The sequence below is a fragment of the Streptomyces spectabilis genome (genome assembly GCF_008704795.1).
GTDB lineage: Bacteria > Actinomycetota > Actinomycetes > Streptomycetales > Streptomycetaceae > Streptomyces > Streptomyces spectabilis.
Genome location: NZ_CP023690.1, coordinates 8,540,266 through 8,558,210 on the forward strand (window position 1 = coordinate 8,540,266; position 17,945 = coordinate 8,558,210).

The 17,945-nt window shown below is 73.5% G+C and carries 16 protein-coding genes; 10 read left to right on the forward strand and 6 right to left on the reverse strand.

Going from position 1 to position 17,945, the window contains the following annotated elements; genetic code table 11:
- Positions 1-364: 364 nt before the first annotated feature.
- Both CP982_RS36350 and CP982_RS36355 read right to left on the reverse strand, forming a co-directional pair.
- Positions 365-1,873 (reverse strand): glycoside hydrolase family 3 protein, encoded by a 1,509-nt coding sequence (locus CP982_RS36350; RefSeq protein WP_150514358.1) that lies wholly within the window; start codon positions 1,871-1,873, stop codon positions 365-367.
- 252 nt (positions 1,874-2,125) lie between these two features.
- Positions 2,126-3,142, reverse strand: a complete 1,017-nt coding sequence (locus tag CP982_RS36355; protein ID WP_150514359.1) for a peptidyl-alpha-hydroxyglycine alpha-amidating lyase family protein — start codon at positions 3,140-3,142, stop codon at positions 2,126-2,128.
- Between the two features lie 125 nt (positions 3,143-3,267).
- On the opposite strand from CP982_RS36355, the gene CP982_RS36360 reads away from it, so the two are divergent.
- The 3 genes from CP982_RS36360 to CP982_RS36370 are packed head-to-tail and all read left to right on the forward strand — an operon-like array spanning position 3,268 to position 5,629.
- Complete coding sequence (locus CP982_RS36360) at positions 3,268-3,945, forward strand: ABC transporter permease (RefSeq protein ID WP_150514360.1); 678 nt, start codon at positions 3,268-3,270, stop codon at positions 3,943-3,945.
- Positions 3,942-4,628, forward strand: a complete 687-nt coding sequence (locus tag CP982_RS36365; RefSeq protein ID WP_150514361.1) for an ABC transporter permease — start codon at positions 3,942-3,944, stop codon at positions 4,626-4,628. The genes CP982_RS36360 and CP982_RS36365 overlap by 4 nt, the downstream gene beginning before the upstream one ends.
- 50 nt (positions 4,629-4,678) lie before the next feature.
- On the forward strand, positions 4,679-5,629 hold the full coding sequence (locus CP982_RS36370) for an ABC transporter substrate-binding protein (protein ID WP_150515906.1): 951 nt from the start codon (positions 4,679-4,681) through the stop codon (positions 5,627-5,629).
- A gap of 129 nt (positions 5,630-5,758) precedes the next feature.
- Here the strand turns inward: CP982_RS36370 and CP982_RS36375 are convergent, their stop codons facing one another.
- Genes CP982_RS36375 through CP982_RS36390 form a run of 4 tightly spaced genes read right to left on the reverse strand, consistent with a single transcriptional unit; the run spans position 5,759 to position 9,828 of the window.
- On the reverse strand, positions 5,759-6,922 hold the full coding sequence (locus CP982_RS36375; RefSeq protein ID WP_150514362.1) for an ABC transporter ATP-binding protein: 1,164 nt from the start codon (positions 6,920-6,922) through the stop codon (positions 5,759-5,761).
- Positions 6,923-6,944: 22 nt separating this feature from the next.
- A complete protein-coding gene (locus CP982_RS36380; protein WP_150514363.1) occupies positions 6,945-7,604 on the reverse strand; it encodes a LutC/YkgG family protein in 660 nt (219 codons plus the stop codon).
- Positions 7,601-9,076, reverse strand: a complete 1,476-nt coding sequence (locus CP982_RS36385; protein WP_150514364.1) for a lactate utilization protein B — start codon at positions 9,074-9,076, stop codon at positions 7,601-7,603. The genes CP982_RS36380 and CP982_RS36385 overlap by 4 nt, the downstream gene beginning before the upstream one ends.
- Positions 9,073-9,828, reverse strand: a complete 756-nt coding sequence (locus tag CP982_RS36390) for a (Fe-S)-binding protein (RefSeq protein ID WP_150514365.1) — start codon at positions 9,826-9,828, stop codon at positions 9,073-9,075. Before CP982_RS36390 ends, CP982_RS36385 begins: the two co-directional genes overlap by 4 nt.
- 163 nt (positions 9,829-9,991) lie before the next feature.
- Here CP982_RS36390 and CP982_RS36395 point away from each other — a divergent pair, with 163 nt between their 5' ends.
- From CP982_RS36395 to CP982_RS36425, 7 genes are all read left to right on the forward strand, one after another.
- Positions 9,992-11,293, forward strand: coding sequence for an alpha/beta fold hydrolase (locus tag CP982_RS36395; RefSeq protein WP_150514366.1), 1,302 nt, complete (start codon positions 9,992-9,994; stop codon positions 11,291-11,293).
- A 136-nt stretch (positions 11,294-11,429) separates the two neighbouring features.
- Positions 11,430-12,191 (forward strand): PIG-L deacetylase family protein, encoded by a 762-nt coding sequence (locus tag CP982_RS36400; RefSeq protein ID WP_150514367.1) that lies wholly within the window; start codon positions 11,430-11,432, stop codon positions 12,189-12,191.
- A 63-nt stretch (positions 12,192-12,254) separates the two neighbouring features.
- Positions 12,255-12,890 (forward strand): helix-turn-helix domain-containing protein, encoded by a 636-nt coding sequence (locus CP982_RS36405; protein ID WP_150514368.1) that lies wholly within the window; start codon positions 12,255-12,257, stop codon positions 12,888-12,890.
- A gap of 77 nt (positions 12,891-12,967) precedes the next feature.
- Complete coding sequence (locus CP982_RS36410) at positions 12,968-13,945, forward strand: NADPH:quinone oxidoreductase family protein (protein ID WP_150514369.1); 978 nt, start codon at positions 12,968-12,970, stop codon at positions 13,943-13,945.
- Positions 13,942-15,123, forward strand: a complete 1,182-nt coding sequence (locus CP982_RS36415) for an acyl-CoA dehydrogenase family protein (protein ID WP_150514370.1) — start codon at positions 13,942-13,944, stop codon at positions 15,121-15,123. Before CP982_RS36410 ends, CP982_RS36415 begins: the two co-directional genes overlap by 4 nt.
- A complete protein-coding gene (locus CP982_RS36420; RefSeq protein WP_150514371.1) occupies positions 15,120-16,217 on the forward strand; it encodes an acyl-CoA dehydrogenase family protein in 1,098 nt (365 codons plus the stop codon). The genes CP982_RS36415 and CP982_RS36420 overlap by 4 nt, the downstream gene beginning before the upstream one ends.
- Before the next feature lie 111 nt (positions 16,218-16,328).
- Positions 16,329-17,924: an ABC transporter substrate-binding protein gene (locus CP982_RS36425; protein WP_150514372.1), complete on the forward strand. Its 1,596-nt coding sequence runs from the start codon at positions 16,329-16,331 to the stop codon at positions 17,922-17,924.
- Positions 17,925-17,945: the final 21 nt, after the last annotated feature.

The window sequence follows — 17,945 nt, forward strand, 5'->3', positions numbered from 1 at the left end:
TTCCCCTGGCCGATGAGGGAAGGGGCCGGGCGGCGCGGCGCGCCCCGGCGGGTCGGTTCGAGCGACGGTGGTGGCGTGCGGGGGACGGCGGCCCGACAGGGGGCTGCAAAGGACTAGACCAGCTCTTGGGTGCTCCAAAGATGGACTAGGCCACCGACGGAGTCAAGCCCCGTCCACAGGAGCCGCGTTGGTGTGTCCCGCTGCGTACCCGACGCCCGCAATGGCGGCGTCTGTACTGGTCAGCGGCGTGCGGGGGATTTTCCCGCACGCCGCTCGCGCATCCGTCGGGCGCCGCTGGAGCGGACGCCGTTGAGTGGTTCGTATCGGCAGGTGTGCGTAGGCCGGTAGGGCGGCGGAACTACGCTCACGCGGCCCCGGCGAGCACCTCCGCCACGGCGATCCCGGACACGCGGGTGGCGCCGTAGGTGGTCAGGTGGACGGCCCCGACGCGGTCGCCCGCGGGCACGCCCATCTCGACGACGACGGCGTCGGGGCGGCTGTTCAGGAGGTCGGTGAGCGCCTTCGACATCCAGGGGTGCCGGGCCGCGTCCCGGACCACCACGACCAGCTCGCGGCCGCTCGCGGGGGCGAGGGCGACGCGGTCCAGGAGGTCGGCCTCGCGGGTCAGTTCGGCCTCGCCGACGCGCACGGACGTGGTGCCGGGGCGCAGCGCGCGCAGCGGCTCGGCCACGCCCCAGGGGGTCGCGCCGTCCACGGCCAGGCTCATCGTCGGCGACAGCTCGACGACGTGCGGGTCGGCGGTCAGGGGGAGCGCGGCGCCGGACTCGCCGTGCACCCGGACCGCGCGCCGCGCGGCGACCAGACCGATGTCGGACGCGTCCGCGGCCGGGGCGGCGTCCCGGGCGAGCGCGGCCGACCAGGCGGCGAACTCGCCGACGCGGGCGGCGGCCTCGGTCAGGCGCTCCTCGGGCAGCGTGCCGTCGAGCACCGCCCGCACCAGGGCGTCGCGCAGGTCGTCCGCCGTGGACTGCTCGGCGCTCTCGCCCCCGACGCACACGGCGTCCACGCCCGCGGTGACCGCGCGGACGGTGGCGCCCGCGATGCCGTAGGGCCCGGACACGGCGCTCATCTCGATGCCGTCGGTGACGACGAGGCCGTCGAAGCCCAACTGGCCGCGCAGCACGTCGTCGAGGATGACGGGGCTGAGCGTCGCGGGCCGCTCGGCGTCGTACGCGGGCACGAGCATGTGCGCGGTCATGACGGCCCGTACGCCCGACTCCATCGCGGCGGTGAACGGCGGAAGCGCGGTGCGCGCGATCTCCTCGGCGTCGGCGGTGAACCGCGGCAGGCCGTGGTGCGAGTCGACGGCGGTGTCGCCGTGGCCCGGGAAGTGCTTGGCGCAGGCGGCGACCCCGGCGGACTGGAGCCCCCGGATCCAGGCGGCGGTGTGCCGCGAGACGACGTCGGTGCGGGCGCCGAAGGAGCGCACCCCGATGACGGGGTTCATCGGGTTGGAGTTGACGTCGGCGCTCGGCGCGAAGTCCAGGGACACGCCGATCTCGCGGAGCTGGCGGCCGATGTCGCGCGCGACGCGCTCGGTCAGATCGGGGTCGTCGATGGCGCCGAGGGCGAGGTTGCCGGGCCAGGAGGCGCCGGTGCGCGCGGCGATGCGGGTCACGTCGCCCGCCTCCTCGTCGATGGCCACGATCAGGTCGGGGTTCTCGGCGCGCAGCTCCGCGGTGAGCGCGGCGACCTGCTCCGGGCTCTCGATGTTGCGCCCGAACAGCACCACGGACGCCAGCCCTTCGGCGATCCTGCGCCGCACCCAGTCCGGCGCGGTCGTGCCCACGAACCCCGGCTGGAGGACGGAGTTGGCAAGGCGGGTGAGGTGCGGGTGGCTGGTGCTTGCCATGGGAGACCTCCACAGGGGCGCGCGACGGGCAGTGCGGTCGGGATCGGTTGACCGCGACGAAGCGGGCGACCGAGCCGGATGTTGGCCTATACCAATCCGGGGTGTCAAGACGTCCCGTTGCGGCGGTATGGCCTTAAATGCCCTGGGCAGAGGGCGAGTTCATGCCACACGGCGGGCCTCTCCCCGCCCGGTGGTGATTCGCAAAGGCGTACGCGGGGAGGCGGACGGCCGCCGACCGGCCCTGCGGCGCCCTCACCCCCGGACGCGCCGCCACTTGCGCAGGCTCACCAGCTCGCGCGGCGGGGTGAGCTTGCTGCCGACCTCGACGTACGACACCTCCGCCACGTACACGCTGCCCTCGGAGTCCACGGCCACGCTGTGCGGCCAGTTGAACCGGTCAGGGGCCTCCCCGGGCAGCTCCGCCCCGAACGAGGTGACGCGGCGGCCGTCCCGGTCGTGGACCCGCACCTTGTGGCCGAGCCCGGGCACGCCGTGCTGCACCGGCGGCGGCCCCTGCTCGGCGACGTACACATGGGTGTCCGCGCCTTTGCCCGCGCAGACGGCGACGGCCTTGTGGGCGTGCCACGAGGTGCGGAAGTCGCCGTCCAGGGAGAACACCTGCACGCGGTGGTTCTCGCGGTCGCACACGATCACCGCGTCGTCGCCGAGGAGGGCGATGTTGTGCGGGAGGCTGAACTGCCCGTCGTCGCTGCCGGGCGCGCCCCAGGACAGCAGATGGCGCCCGCGAGCGTCGTAGCGGTGCACGCGGGAGTTGCCGTAGCCGTCGGTCACGAAGACGTCGCCCGTCAGCGGTGACACCGCCACGTCCGTGGGGCGGTTGAAGGGCTCGCCGCTCTGGAAGCCGCTGGGGCTCCCGGTGCCGAGGACGAGCAGGGTGTTGCCCTCGCGGTCCGTCTTGGTGATCTTGTTACCGATGTCGTCGACGAGCCAGAGGTGGTCCTCGTGGTCGACGGTGACGGCGTGCGGGTGCAGGAAGCGGCAGCCCCGCCAGCGCGGGGTCAGGGTGCCGTACGGGTTCTCGATCAGCTCCGTGCCGGTGAACGGCGTGTCGTTGCCCCACATGTCGACGACGTGGCCCTCCCGGTCGAAGACCAGGACCGGCATGTTGCCGCGGTTGAAGACGTACACCCGGTCGGCCGAGTCGACGGCGACGGACGTGGCCTCCTGGAGCCAGATCCCGTGCGGGATCCTCGCCCAATAGGGCACCGGTTCGTAGACGGTCTCGCCGGTCGCGGGTCCGACAGCCAACAGTCCTCCCTGGACGCACCGGCCCGGAATCATAGGACGTCCGGCCGCCGGGCGACAGGGGGCGCGGCCCCCGTACGGTCCAGCAGGACGCGCCGTACCGCGCCGTCCGGCGGTGGAATGGACGGGTGACGCCCCCGGACGACTGCCTGGCCCGCAACGAGTGGATCTGCGGCGAGTATCTGAGCACCCGCCGCCGGATCCTCCTCGACGCCGTGGTCCAGCACCTGGAGCTGACCACCGTCTCCGTCCTGATCGGGCTCGCCATCGCCCTGCCCCTGGCCGTGGTCGCCCGGCGCTGGGGCATCGCGGCAGGACCCGTGCTCGCCGTCACCACCGTGCTGTACACGATCCCGTCGCTCGCGATGTTCTCGCTGCTGCTTCCCGTCTACGGCCTGTCCGCGACGCTGGTCGTGGCCGGGCTCGTCCTGTACTCCCTGACGCTGCTCGTACGGAACATCCTCGCCGGGCTTCGCGCCGTGCCCGAGGAGACCCGGCAGGCCGCCCGCGGCATGGGCTACGGGCCGATCCGGCTGCTCCTCACCGTGGAGCTGCCGCTCGCGCTGCCCGCCGCCATGGCGGGTCTGCGCATCGCCACCGTCTCCGCCGTCTCGCTCGTCACCGTCGGCGCGATCGTCGGCTTCGGCGGCCTCGGCAACCTGATCTACGCGGGCATGAACACCTACTTCAAGGCGCAGGTCCTCACGGCCTCCGTCCTGTGCGTGGTCATCGCCGTCGCCGCCGACGTGCTGCTGCTCGGCGTCCAGCGCCTGCTCACCCCCTGGACGAGGGCGGGGCGCGCGTGACGACCCTCGGTGACGCCTGGGACTGGCTCAGCACGTCCGCGCACTGGTCGGGCGACGGCGGCATCTGGCACCGCCTCGTCCAGCACCTGGTCCTCACCGTGGTGTGCCTGGTGATCAGCTGTCTCGTCGCGCTGCCCGTCGCCCTCGTGCTCGGGCACCTCGGCAAGGGCGGGGCGCTCGCGGTGAACATCTCCAACGTCGGCCGGGCGGTGCCGACCTTCGCGGTCCTCGTCCTGCTGCTGCTCACCCCGATCGGCGACTGGGGCGAGGGGCCGACCGTCGTCGCCCTGGTCCTGTTCGCCGTGCCGCCGCTGCTCACCAACGCGTACGTCGGGATGCGCGAGGTCGACCGCGGCGTCGTCCAGGCCGCGCGCGGCATGGGCATGACGGGGTGGCAGATGCTGTGGCGGGTCGAGGCGCCGCTGGCGCTTCCGCTGATCATGAGCGGGGTGCGGATCGCCGCCGTGCAGCTCGTCGCCACCGCCACCATCGCGGCGCTCGCGGGCGGCGGCGGGCTCGGCCGGATCATCACCGCGGGCTTCAACCTCGCCAGCACCCCGCAGGTCGTGGCGGGCGCGGTCCTGGTGGCCGCCTTCGCCCTGGTCGTCGAGGCGTTCTTCGAGGCCGCGGAGCGGCTGGCGCCCGGGTGGGCGCGCACGGCGCGGAGAAGGAGAGCGGAATGACGTGGCGCACCCGGCCCACCGGCACGACGTGGCGCACCTGGCCCGCCCGAATGACCTGGCGCACCCGTCTGCTGTCCGGCGTGCTCGTCGCGGCCGCCGTCCTTGCCTCCGGCTGCGACTCCGGGCCCTCCCTGGAGAACCGGGGCGAGGCCAGCCTGCCGCCGGGCGACAGCAAGCACCTGGTCGTCGGCTCCGCGGGCTTCACCGAGAGCGATCTGCTCGCGCACATGTACGCCCAGCTCCTGGAGAAGGCCGGATACGGCACGGAGTTCCTGTCCGTCGCCAACCGCGAGCTGTACGAACCCGCCCTGGAGTCCGGGCAGATCGACGTCGTCCCCGAGTACGCGGCGACCTTCGCGGACTGGCTGAACGCCAAGGTCAACGGCGCGGACGCCGAGCCGGTCGGCTCGCCCGACCTCGACACCACCATGAAGGCCCTGCGCGACCTCGCCGCCCCGCGCGGCCTGACCGTCCTCGACCCCGGCGAGGCCGTCGACCAGAACGCCTTCGCGGTCGCGGCCTCGTACGCCCGCGAGCACCGCCTCAAAACGCTCACCGACCTGGGGAAGTCGGGCCTGAAGGTGCGGCTCGCCGCGGGCGACGAGTGCGTCCGGCGCCCCTACTGCGAGCCCGGCCTGAAGACGGTGTACGGCATCGACGTCACCGCCGTCGACCCCAAGGGCGTCGGCACCACCCAGGCCAAGAAGGCGGTGCAGAGCGGCCGGGACCAGCTGGTGCTCACCACGTCCACCGACGCCACCCTCGACGAGTTCGGCCTCGTCCTCCTCGCCGACGACAAGCACCTCCAGAACGCCGACTACGTCGTCCCCGTCGTCAACCGCGCCCGCGCGGGCAGCGAGGGCGTGGCCCGCGCCCTCGGCCGCCTCAACACCGTCCTGACGACGGACGACCTGGCCGACATGAACCGCCAGGTGGACAGCTGGCGCAGACTGCCCGAGGACGTGGCGAAGAAGTACCTCAAGGACAAGGGACTGCTGTAGTAGACGCTCCGAAGGCGGGAAGCGCCCCGAAGGGGCGCGGGGAACTGCGCGAGCAACCCAGGGCGGCCCGCAGGCAGGGCACGAGCGTTCGCGGCACCCACGGAAGTCACGGTCCGGCACAGCGCAGCGTCACGCGTCGGCGACCGAGTCGAACTCCACCTCGTCCCTGCCCACCCCTTGGGCATCCGCGTCCACCGAGCGGCGCAGCGCCTCGTGCAGCTTCGCCGGGGTGAGGACGCCCACGAAGCGGGCGCCGTCGACCACGGCGACCCATCCGGCGTCGTGCTGGAGCATCACGCCGAAGGCCTGCTTCAGGGAGGCCCCCACGGGCAGCCAGGCGTTCATGCGGTGGGCCAGGTCGCCGACCGTGGCGCCGTCCCCGGCGAGCGCGACCTCGTCGACGCCGACCCAGCCGTGCAGATCGTCGTCGGCGTTCAGGACCATCGCCCAGCGCGCGCCGTCGGCCCGCAGCCGGGCCGCGGCCTGCGCGGCCGGCTCCTCCAGGCGGGCGACCGGCGGCTGCTCCAGGTCGTCCGCCTCGATCACGGTCACCGAAAGGCGCTTCAGACCCCGGTCGGCGCCCACGAACTGGGCGACGTACGGGGTGGCGGGCGTGCCGAGCACCGCGCCCGGCGTGTCGAACTGCTCGATGCGGCCCTGCCCGTACACGGCGACCCGGTCGCCGAGCCGCACCGCCTCCTCGATGTCGTGCGTGACCATCAGGACGGTCTTGCGCACGGTGCGCTGGAGGTTCAGGAACTCGTTCTGGAGGCGTTCGCGCACCACCGGGTCGACGGCGCCGAACGGCTCGTCCATCAGGAGCACCGGCGGGTCGGCGGCGAGCGCGCGGGCGACGCCCACGCGCTGGCGCTGCCCGCCCGAGAGCTGCTCCGGATAGCGCGAGCCGTACGTCTTCGGGTCGAGGCCCACCAGATCGAGGAGTTCGGCGGCGCGGGCCCGCGCCCTGGCCCGCTTCCAGCCGACGAGCGCGGGCACGGTCGCCGTGTTGTCGAGGACGGTGCGGTGCGGGAAGAGGCCGACCTGCTGGATGACGTAGCCGATGCGGCGGCGCAGGCGCACGGGGTCGACGGCGGCGATGTCCGCGCCGTCCACGTAGATCCGGCCGGACGTCGGCTCGATCAGCCGGTTCACCATCATCATCGTGGTCGTCTTGCCGCAGCCGGACGGGCCGACGAGCGTGACCAGCTCGCCCTCGGCGACCTCGAAGGAGAGGTCGTCCACGGCCGTCGTACCGTCCGGGTAGCGCTTGGTCACCTGCTCGAACCGGATCATCCCCTCACGCTAACCGCGCCGGTCACACCCCGCTCACCAGCACCACCTCAAGGGTGCGGGGGCCGTGCACGCCCTCGACCCGGTCCAGCTCGATGTCGCTGGTCGCGGAGGGGCCCGAGATCCAGGTGAGCGGGCGGCGCGGATCGAGCCGTTCGAGGGCGAGCGGCACCGACGCGACGACCTGGTCGGGAACGCGTACGACACAGACGTGGTGGTCGGGGACCAGCGTGATCCGGCGGCGCCCCTGGTCGGGGGAGCCGTCGAGGACGAGCGTGCCGGTCTCGGCGACGGCGACCGCGCAGCCCGTGACGACGCTGTCGACGCGGTCGAGGTCGCGCGCCGTGTGCGCCGCGCGGTCGGGGACGCGCGTGGCGTCGGCGGTCGCGAGCCACCACCGCGGCAGGCCGGGCGGGACCAGGACCGTCCGCGTGCCCCGCGCGGCGAGCAGCCGCGCGAGCAGCTCCGCGAGGCCGTCCGCGTCGGTGCGGTGCACGAGTGCCCGGTAGTCGGCGAGGTTCTCGGCGAGCAGATCGACGGTCGCGTCCTCGCCGCGCGTCCCGTGCTCGCGCAGATAGTCACGCGGCACGGCCGACTCGTAGCCGGCGTGCGGGTCCTGCGCGTCGTCCGGCTCCGGACCGAGCGCGCGCCTGATCCGCCCGAGGATCACGTCCCTGCCGCTCACGCCCCGCTCCCTTCGCCGTGGGTACGCCGCCACCAGTCGCGGAACGGCTCGGCGGGCACCGGCGGCAGATCCCGCGTGGCGCTCCACGCCCGGCCGGGCCCCGGCAGTGTGCGGGGGTGCACCGCCCGGGTACGGGAGGCGAGGCGCTGGCCCGCGCGCAGGGCGCCGGGGTGCCCGAAGACCCACCGCGCGGCCCGCATCGCGGCCCGCTCCGCCGCGTGCCCCTTGGCGGGCCGCAGCCGCACCCGCACACCGCGGCGGGTCACCTCGCCGCCCTCGACGACCCGCTCCCGCAGGTGCACCAGGACCTCCGGGATGTCGATGGCCACCGGGCACACCTCGTAGCAGGCGCCGCACAGCGACGACGCGTACGGCAGCGACGCGTCGACCGCGCTCGCGGTGCCCCGCAGCTGCGGGCTGAGGATCGCGCCGATCGGCCCCGGGTAGACCGAGCCGTAGGCGTGCCCGCCCGCCCGCTCGTACACCGGGCACACGTTGAGACAGGCAGAGCAGCGGATGCAGCGAAGCGCCTGGCGGCCGACCTCGTCGGCGAGCGTGTCGGTGCGGCCGTTGTCGAGCAGCACCAGGTGGAAGGCGCGGGGGCCGTCGGAGTCCGTGGTGCCCGTCCACGTCGACGTGTACGGGTTCATGCGCTCGGCCGTCGACGAGCGCGGCAGGGTCTGCAGGAACACCTCCAGGTCCCGCCACGTCGGCACGACCTTCTCGACGCCGACGACGGAGATCAGGGTCTCCGGGAGCGTCAGGCACATGCGGCCGTTGCCCTCGGACTCGACGACGACCAGCGTGCCCGTCTCGGCGACCATGAAGTTGGCGCCGGAGATCCCGACCCTGGCGCGCAGGAACTTCTCCCGCAGGTGAAGACGCGCCGCCTCGGCGAGCTCGGCGGGCGTGTCGGTGAGCCCCTCCGGGGCGGGACGGCCCCAACGCCCCATCTCCGCGCGGAAGATGTCCCGGATCTCGCCGCGGTTGCGGTGGATGGCGGGCACCAGGATGTGCGAGGGGCGGTCGTGGCCGAGCTGCACGATCAGCTCGGCGAGGTCGGTCTCGTAGGCACGGACGCCCGCCGCCTCCAGGGCTTCGTTGAGGCCGATCTCCTGGGTGGCCATCGACTTGACCTTGACGACCTCCGACTCGCCGGTCTCCTGGACGAGCCGCGTCACGATCCGGTTGGCCTCGGCGGCGTCGGCGGCCCAGTGCACGGTGCCGCCCGCCGCCGTCACCGCCTCCTCCAGGCGCAGCAGATAACGGTCGAGGTGGCGCAGCGTGTGGTCCTTGATGCGCTTGCCCGCCTCGCGCAGGCGCGCCCAGTCGTCGAGTTCGGCGACGGCCCTGGCCCGCTTGTCGCGGATGGTGTGCGTGGCGTGCCGCAGATTGGCGCGCAGCGTCGCGTCGCCGACGGCGGCACGGGCCGCCTCGGGAAACGCGGGCATGCCCACGAAGGTGCCGCTCATGTCAGGGGCTCCTCTTCCGTGCTCGCCAGGATCTCGGCGAGGTGGACGGGGCGCGGGCCCGCCTTCAGCCGCGACATCGTGCCGCCGATGTGCATGAGGCAGGAGTTGTCCGCCGCGCACAGCACGTCGGCCCCGGTCGACTCCGCGTTGCGCACCTTGTCGGCGCCCATCGCCGCCGACACGGCGGCGTTCTTCACGGCGAAGGTGCCGCCGAATCCGCAGCACTCCTCGGCGCCCGGCAGCTCCACCAGGTCGAGCCCCTTGACCGCGCCGAGCAGCCGCGCGGGACGGTCGCCGAGCCGAAGCGAGCGCAGGCCGTGGCACGTCGGGTGGTACGTCACCGTGTGCGGGTAGTACGCGCCCACGTCCGTGACGCCCAGGACGTCCACCAGGAACTCGGTCAGCTCGTAGGTACGGGGCACCACCGGAGCCACGGCCGCCGCGAGTCCGCCGCCGCGGCCCTCGGCCCTGGCCCGCTCGCCGAGCCGCGGATACAGCTCTCGCACCATCGCCGCGCACGAGCCGGAGGGCGTCACGATCGCCTCGTACCCGCCGAAGACATCGGAGAAATGCCGGGCGAGGGGCTCCGCCTGATGGCGATAGCCGGTGTTGTAGTGCGCCTGCCCGCAGCAGGTCTGGGCCTCCGGGAAGTCCACCTCGACGCCCAGCCTGGTCAGGAGTTTCACGGTGGCCCGGCCGGTGTCGGGATAGAGCGTGTCGTTGACACACGTCAGGAAGAGTGCGACACGCATGGTGCGTTCCTCCTCGTCGATCATCGGATGGCCCGAGCGTACTTGCGCGGGCGGCGCCGCACGAGCCCCCGGCGGCGGGGACGGCCCGGGACGCCGCGTCGGCCCGGCGGGCGGTGTGCTCAACTAGGACGGTTCCGCTTCCGCGCACTGTTGAGGAGTCGCCTTGAGCCCCACGTACCGTCAGCCCGGAGTCGTGCTCACCGACCGCCGGTTCAGCGTCCCGCTCGACCACGAGGACCCCGCGGGGGAGCGGATAGAGCTGTTCGCGCGGGAGTGCGTGGCGGCGGCGCGGCAGGACGCGGAGCTGCCCTGGCTGGTGTACCTCCAGGGCGGCCCCGGCTTCGGGGCCCACCGCTTCAGCGGCAAGCAGGCCTGGCTCGGCCGCGCCCTGCGCGACTACCGCGTGCTGCTGCTCGACCAGCGCGGCACCGGCGCGTCGACGCCCGCCAACCGGCAGACCCTTCCGCTGCGCGGCGGGCCCCGCGAACAGGCCGCCTACCTGGGCCACTTCCGCGCCGACGCGATCGTGCGCGACTGCGAGGCGGTCCGGCGCGAGGTCACCGGCGGCGCCCCCTGGACCGTCCTCGGCCAGAGCTTCGGCGGCTTCTGCGCCACGCACTACCTGTCCACCGCGCCCGAGGGCCTCGCGACCGCCCTGATCACCGGCGGGCTCCCGACGCTCGACGGGCACGCCGACGACGTGTACCGCGCCGCCTACCCGCGCATGGAGCGCAAGTCCCTCGCCCACTACGCCCGTTACCCCCAGGACGCCGAACGGGCCCGGCGCGTCGCCGAGTACGCCGCCGAGCACGAGCCCGTCCTGAACGGCGGCTACCGCTTCACCGTCGAGGCCTTCCAGTCCCTGGGCATCCTGCTCGGCACCGGCGACGGCAGCCACCGTCTGCACTACCTCCTGGAGGACGCCTTCGTGCGCACCGCCTCCGGGCACGAGCTGTCGGACTCCTTCCAGGAGCAGGCCCAGGCCCTCCTGTCGTACGCCGGACACCCGCTGTACGCCCTGCTGCACGAGGCCTGTTACGCCCAGGGCGGGCGTGCCACCGCGTGGTCGGCGGAGCGGGTGCGCGGCGAGTTCCCCGCCTTCGACGCGGGCAAGAGCCTCGCCGGGGGCGAGCCGGTCCTTTTCACCGGGGAGGCCGTGCAGCGCTGGATGTTCGACTGCGACCCGGCGCTCCGCCCGCTGCGCGAGACCGCGGACCTGCTCGCCGAACGCGCCGACTGGGCCCCGCTGTACGACGCCGAGCGCCTCGCCGCGAACGAGGTGCCGGTGGCCGCGGCCGTCTACCACGACGACCTCTACGTCGACACGGCCGACTCCCTGCGCACCGCCCGCACGATCGGCGGCCTGCGCACCTGGGTCACCGACGAGTACGAGCACGACGGCCTGCGCGCGAGCGGCGACCGGGTCCTGGACCGTCTGCTCGGCCTGGTGCGGGGCGAGATCTGACACCGGAAGCGCCCCGAAGGGGCGCGGGGCTGTGCCGACATGCGGCTCCGCCGCGTGGGCGCGACCGGCCTCGACGAACCGGCAGGCGAACGACGGCAGGGCACGGCGAATTCAGCGGAGCGCTTAGGCTGCGCGCATGACCGAGTCGCAGAACACCCCGACGACCGAGCGGGACCAGCTGGCCCCCATGCCCGAGGACTGGCAGCGCGCCCTCGCCGTCGTGGCCCACCCGGACGACCTGGAGTACGGCTGCGCGGGCGCCATCGCCTCCTGGACGGACGCGGGTCGCGAGGTGGCGTACCTCCTCGCGACCCGGGGTGAGGCGGGCATCGACTCCCTCGCGCCCGCCGAGGCCGCGCCGCTGCGGGAGCGGGAGCAGCGCGCCAGCGCCGCCGTCGTCGGCGTGGACACCGTCGAGTTCCTCGACCACAAGGACGGCGTGATCGAGTACGGCACGGCGCTGCGCCGCGACATCGCCGCCGCGATCCGCAGGCACCGGCCCGAGCTGGTCATCACGCTCAACCATCAGGACACGTGGGGCGGCGTCGCCTGGAACACCCCGGACCACGTCGCCGTCGGCCGCGCCACCCTGGACGCGGCCGCCGACGCGGGCAACCGCTGGATCTTCCCGGAGCTGATCGAGCAGGGCCTCGAGCCGTGGAACGGGGTGCGCTGGGTCGCCGTGGCCGGGACCGACCGGCCCACGCACGCGGTGGACGCGCGCCCCGGCCTGGAGCGCTCCGTCCGCTCGCTGCTCGAACACCGCGCGTACCTGGAGGCGTTGACCGACGAGGACCCGGAGAAGTACTGCCGCTCGTTCCTCGGCGGCTTCGCCGAGCGGCTCGCGCCGCGCTTCGGCGGAACTCCCGCGGTGGCGTTCCAGCTCTTCGGCCGCTGACCCGCGCGCGGGCGCCGGTGATGCGGGTTTGACATCCCGCGTTGCCGATTCTGCAATGGGCGCATGGCACGCGAAGAGAGTCACACGCACGAGACCCACGAGGGGGGCGACGGCGGGACGGACCAGGTCCTCACCGCCGTCGGCCCCCGTCTCCGCACGATCCGCAAGGAGCGCGGCGCCACGCTCGCCGGGCTTTCCGCCGCCACCGGCATCTCCGTCAGCACCCTCTCCCGCCTGGAGTCGGGCGGGCGCAAGCCGAGCCTCGAACTGCTCCTGCCCATCGCCCGCGCCCACCAGGTGCCCCTCGACGAGCTGGTCGGCGCCCCGCCCGTCGGCGACCCCCGCGTCCGCGCCAAGCCGATCGTCCGGCACGGCCGCACGATGGTGCCCCTGACCCGGCAGCCCGGCGGACTCCAGGCGTACAAGGTCATCGAGCCCCAGCGCGCGGTCGAACCCGACCCGAGGACGCACGAGGGCTACGAGTGGCTGTACGTCCTGTCCGGACGCCTGCGCCTGGTGCTCGGCGAGCACGACGTGGTCCTTGCCGCGGGGGAGGCGGCCGAGTTCGACACCCGGGTGCCGCACTGGTTCGGCTCCACCGGCGAGGGCCCCGCCGAGTTCCTGAGCCTGTTCGGGCCGCAGGGCGAGCGCATGCACGTACGGGCCAAGCCCAAGAAGCGGTCCGCGGCGGCGGACTGACCCTGTTCCCTTCGGGGCAAGCGACCGCTTAGTATGCGCGGGAGCACGGTCCACCTACGCCCTCGTGGAGGCCCCGCATGCACGCATGGCACGTACCCCGCAACGGCGAGCCGGGCGAGGTGATGCGGCTCGAAGAGGCGGAAACCCCGGTGCCCGGCGACGGCCAGGTGCTGCTGAAGGTCCGCGCCGCGAACGTCAACTTCCCGGACGCGCTGCTGTGCCGCGGCCAGTACCAGATCACCCCGCCGCTGCCGTTCACGCCCGGCGTGGAGGTCTGCGGCGAGACGCCGGACGGGCGGCGCGTCATCGCCAACCCCGTGCTGCCGTACGGCGGGTTCGCCGAGTACGCCGTCGCGGACGCCGCCGCCCTGCTGCCCGCCCCGGACGCCCTCGACGACGCCGAGGCGGCGGCCCTGCACATCGGCTACCAGACCGGCTGGTTCGGACTGCACCGGCGCGCCGGGATCCGGGCGGGCGAGACGCTCCTGGTGCACGCGGCCGCGGGCGGCGTCGGCAGCGCGGCCGTCCAGCTCGGCAAGGCCGCCGGCGCGCGCGTCATCGGCGTCGTCGGCGGCGCCGAGAAGGCCCGGGTCGCCCGCGGACTCGGCTGCGACGCGGTCGTGGACCGGCACGCGGACGACGTCGTCGCGGCCGTGAAGGACGCCACCGGCGGCCGCGGCGCCGACGTCGTCTACGACCCGGTGGGCGGCGCCGCGTACACCCAGTCCGCCAAGTGCGTGGCCTTCGAGGGCCGCCTGATCGTCGTCGGCTTCGCGAGCGGCACCATCCCGGCGCCCGCCCTGAACCACGCCCTGGTGAAGAACTACTCGATCGTCGGCCTGCACTGGGGCCTGTACGCCACGAAGGACCCGCGGTCCGTCCTCGACTGCCACGAGCAGCTCACCGCGCTCGCCGCCAAGGGCGCGGTCAAGCCGCTGGTGAGCGAGCGCGTCCCGCTGTCGGGCGCGGCGGCGGCCGTGCAGCGCGTCGCCGACGGGGCCACCACCGGGCGCGTCGTCGTGCTGCCCGGGCGCACGGACGGAGGATCCGCATGACCGACGCCGCCGAACTGCGCCGCCGCACCCGGGAGTTCCTCGCCGCGCACCCGCCGGCGGCGACGGGGCGCGACGCCTTCCTGAAGGCCCGCTTCGACGCCGGGCTCGCCTGGGTGCACTACCCCGAGGGCCTCGGAGGGCTCGGCGCGCCCCGCACCCTCCAGGCCGTCGTGGACGCCGAACTGGAGGCGGCGGGCGCCCCCGACAACGACCCGCGCCGCATCGGCATCGGCCTCGGCATGGCGGCGCCGACGATCCTCGGCTTCGGCACCGAGGAGCAGAAGCGCCGCTTCCTCAGGCCCCTGTGGGCCGGCGAGGAGGTGTGGTGCCAGCTCTTCAGCGAGCCCGGCGCGGGCTCCGACCTGGCCGCGCTCGGCACCCGCGCGGTGCGCGAGGGCGACACCTGGGTGGTGACCGGGCAGAAGGTGTGGACCTCCAGCGCGCACCTCGCCCGCTGGGCCATCCTCATCGCCCGCACCGACCCGGACGTGCCCAAGCACCGCGGCATCACCTACTTCGTCTGCGACATGTCCGACCCGGGCGTCGAGGTGCGGCCGCTGCGGCAGATCACCGGGGAGGCCGAGTTCAACGAGGTCTTCCTCACCGGCGTCCGCATCCCCGACGCCCACAGGATCGGCGAGGTCGGCGACGGCTGGCGGGTCGCGCAGACCACGCTGATGAACGAGCGCGTCTCGATCGGCGGCGCCCGCCTGCCGCGCGAGGGCGGCATGATCGAGCCCCTCGCGCGGACCTGGCGCGAGCGCCCCGAGCTGCGCACCCACGATCTGCACCAGCGCCTGCTCACCCTCTGGGTGGAGGCCGAGGTCGCCCGGCTCACCGGCGAGCGCCTGCGCCAGCAGCTCGTGGCGGGCCAGCCGGGCCCCGAGGGCTCCGGCATGAAGCTCGGCTTCGCCCGCCTCAACCAGGCCATCAGCGGACTGGAGGTCGAACTCCTCGGCCAGGAAGGGCTGCTGTACGACGACTGGACGATGCGGCGGCCCGAGGGGGTCGACTTCTTCGGGCGCGGGGCGGGCTACCGCTATCTGCGCGCCAAGGGCAACAGCATCGAGGGCGGCACGAGCGAGGTCCTGCTCAACATCGTGGCCGAGCGCGTCCTCGGCCTGCCGCCGGAACCGCGCACCGACAAGGACGTCGCCTGGAAGGACCTGGCCCGATGACCTCACCGAGCGACCTGCTCTACACGCAGGAGGAAGAGGCGGTCCGCTCCGCCGTGCGCTCCCTCCTCGCCGACCGCTGCGATCCGGCCGCCCTGCCGGCGCGCGCGGAGTCGGACCGGCCGCACGACCGCGAGCTGTGGAAGGCCCTCACCGAGGGCATGGGCCTCGCCGGTCTCCTGGTGCCCGAGGAGCGGGGCGGCCAGGGCGCCACGCACCGCGAGGCCGCCGTGGTCCTGGAGGAGCTGGGCCGCGCGGTGGCCCCCGTGCCGTATCTGACCAGTGCCGTCATCGCCACTGAAGCCCTGCTCGGCTGTGGCGGGGAGGCCGCGGACCTGCTGGCGGCCCTGGCGTCGGGCCGCACGGTCGGTGCCCTGGCCGTACCGTTCGCCACCGCCCCCGGTGCCGCCTTCCCTTCGGCGCGGTACGCGGACGGCGTCCTGCACGGCGAGGTGACCGGCGTCGCGGACGCGGCCGCCGCCGACGTCCTGCTCGTCCCGTCCGACAGCGGTCTGTTCGCCGTCGACACCGGCCGGGGCGGCGTCACCGTCACCGCCCTGACCTCGCTCGACCGCACCCGTCCGCTCGCCGCGGTCACCCTCGGCGCGGCCCCCGCGCGCCTGCTCACCACCGACGCGGCAGCCGCGGTGCGCCGCGGGCTGCGCGCCGGGGCGGGCCTGCTCGCCTCGGAGCAGCTCGGCCTCGCCGAGTGGTGCCTGACGGAGACCGTGCGCCACACGAAGGAGCGCCACCAGTTCAACCGCCCCGTCGGCTCCTTCCAGGCCCTCAAGCACCGCCTCGCCCAGGTCTGGCTCGACGTCGTGAACACCCGCGCCGTCGCCCGGCACGCCGCCGACGCCCTGGCCACCGGCAGCGACGAGCCGGACCTCGCGACGGCCCTCGCCCAGGCCTACGCGTCCCCCGTGGCCGTGCGCGCCGCCGAGGAGGCCCTGCAACTGCACGGCGGCATCGGCATGACCTGGGAACACCCCGTCCACCTCGCCCTCAAGCGCGCCAAGGCCGACTCCATCGCCCTGGGCACGGCGGGGCGGCACAAGGAGGCCCTGGCAGGGCTCGTCGCCCTGCCGCCGCCCTGACCTGCACGTAGTCCGAAAGTCGTAGGGGACCCGTGCCTTACACACCCATTACTTGAGGCATAATTGCGAGCTGTTCGCAACAAGGATTGATCTTCAGTAGGGGTGTGGAGCATGAGGGCCCGATCCATACGGACCACGGGCGCGGTCGCGGCGGCCGCCGCACTGGCGGTCGCCGCGTCGGCCTGTTCGTCGCCGGACGACGGCAAGGGCTCGGACGGCGCCAAGGACTCGGCCGTCGTGGGCATCGCCTACGAGCCCGAGACCCTCAGCCCGCTCCTCGGCTACGGCAAGGACGGCAACTCCAAGATCTTCGACGGTCTGCTCACGCACGACGCCGACATGAAGCTGCGGCCCGCGCTCGCGGCGAAGCTCCCCAAGGTCAGCGACGACGGCAAGACCTACACCTACGAGCTGCGCAAGGGCGTCAAGTTCAGCGACGGCAAGCCCTTCTCGGCCAAGGACGTCGTCTTCACGTACGAGACGATCCTCGACAAGAAGACGAACAACGCCTCCAAGACCGAGCTCGACGCCCTCAAGAGCGTCGAGGCCAAGGGGAGCGACGGCGTCGTCTTCCACCTCAAGTACCCCTACGCGCCCTTCGCCGAGCGCACGGTGCTGCCCATCGCCCCCGAGCACATCGCGGGCAAGCAGGACGTCAACAAGGGCGACTTCTCCACCAAGCCCGTCGGTACCGGCCCCTACGAGCTGGTGAAGTGGTCCAGGGGCGAGAAGATCGTCTTCAAGGCGAACCCCGGCTACTGGGGCGGCGCGCCGAAGATCAAGAACTTCACCATGGCGATCATCAAGGACGACGACGTGCGCGCCACCCGGCTGCGCACCGGCGACCTCGACGGCGCCATCCTGCCGCCGAACCTCGCCAAGACCTTCGAGTCCGACGGGCAGAAGAAGACGTACGCCGCCAAGACCTTCGACTACCGCGTCGTGACCCTGCCGACCGGCAACAAGGTCGCGGGCAGCACCGCCGTCCGGCGCGCCCTCGACATCGGCGTCGACCGCAAGGCCATGGTCGACTCCATCCTCGAAGGCGCGGGCAAGGAGGCCTACGGCCCCGTCCCGACGGACAGCCCCTGGTTCACCAAGGGCACCGAGCGCAAGTTCGACGCCGCCAAGGCCAAGAAGATCCTCGACGACGCGGGCTGGAAGCCCGGCAAGGGCGGCATCCGCGAGAAGGACGGCGTCCAGGCGTCGTTCCCGCTCTGGTACCTCACCGGCGACAAGCTCCGCCAGGACCACGCGCTCGCCTACGCCTCCGACGCCAAGAAGCTCGGCATCAAGGTCGAGGTGCAGTCCGGCACCTGGGAGGTCATCGAGCCGCGCATGGCCAAGGACGCCGTCCTCGCCGGCGGCGGCTCCCCGGCCGACCCGGACTTCGACCAGTACACGCTCCTGAAGTCCTCGCTCGCCGGTGACGGCTTCAACAACATGGCGCACTACGACAACGCCAAGGTCGACAAGGCCCTGGAGGACGCCCGCGAGAGCGGCGACCGGGCCGAGCGCGGAGCCGCGTACGACACCGTCCAGCGCGAGCTGGTGAAGAACCCCGGCTACACCTTCCTCACGCACATCGACCACCTGTACGTGGTGAACGAGTCCTTCGGCGATCTGTCCACGCAGGTCGAGCCGCACGACCACGGCCTGGCCTCGGGCCCGTGGTGGAACGTCGAGGACTGGCAGCCGAAGAAGTGACCTCCGCGCCCGACAAGCGGC

Bases quoted from the DNA above. Each gene is read 5' to 3' on its own strand.
- CP982_RS36350 (WP_150514358.1), bottom strand. From the start codon at position 1,873: ATGGCAAGCACCAGCCACCCGCACCTCACCCGCCTTGCCAACTCCGTC.
- CP982_RS36370 (WP_150515906.1), top strand. From the start codon at position 4,679: ATGACCTGGCGCACCCGTCTGCTGTCCGGCGTGCTCGTCGCGGCCGCC.
- CP982_RS36375 (WP_150514362.1), bottom strand. From the start codon at position 6,922: ATGATCCGGTTCGAGCAGGTGACCAAGCGCTACCCGGACGGTACGACG.
- CP982_RS36385 (WP_150514364.1), bottom strand. From the start codon at position 9,076: ATGAGCGGCACCTTCGTGGGCATGCCCGCGTTTCCCGAGGCGGCCCGT.
- CP982_RS36390 (WP_150514365.1), bottom strand. From the start codon at position 9,828: ATGCGTGTCGCACTCTTCCTGACGTGTGTCAACGACACGCTCTATCCC.
- CP982_RS36400 (WP_150514367.1), top strand. From the start codon at position 11,430: ATGACCGAGTCGCAGAACACCCCGACGACCGAGCGGGACCAGCTGGCC.
- CP982_RS36405 (WP_150514368.1), top strand. From the start codon at position 12,255: ATGGCACGCGAAGAGAGTCACACGCACGAGACCCACGAGGGGGGCGAC.
- CP982_RS36410 (WP_150514369.1), top strand. From the start codon at position 12,968: ATGCACGCATGGCACGTACCCCGCAACGGCGAGCCGGGCGAGGTGATG.
- CP982_RS36415 (WP_150514370.1), top strand. From the start codon at position 13,942: ATGACCGACGCCGCCGAACTGCGCCGCCGCACCCGGGAGTTCCTCGCC.
- CP982_RS36420 (WP_150514371.1), top strand. From the start codon at position 15,120: ATGACCTCACCGAGCGACCTGCTCTACACGCAGGAGGAAGAGGCGGTC.
- CP982_RS36425 (WP_150514372.1), top strand. From the start codon at position 16,329: ATGAGGGCCCGATCCATACGGACCACGGGCGCGGTCGCGGCGGCCGCC.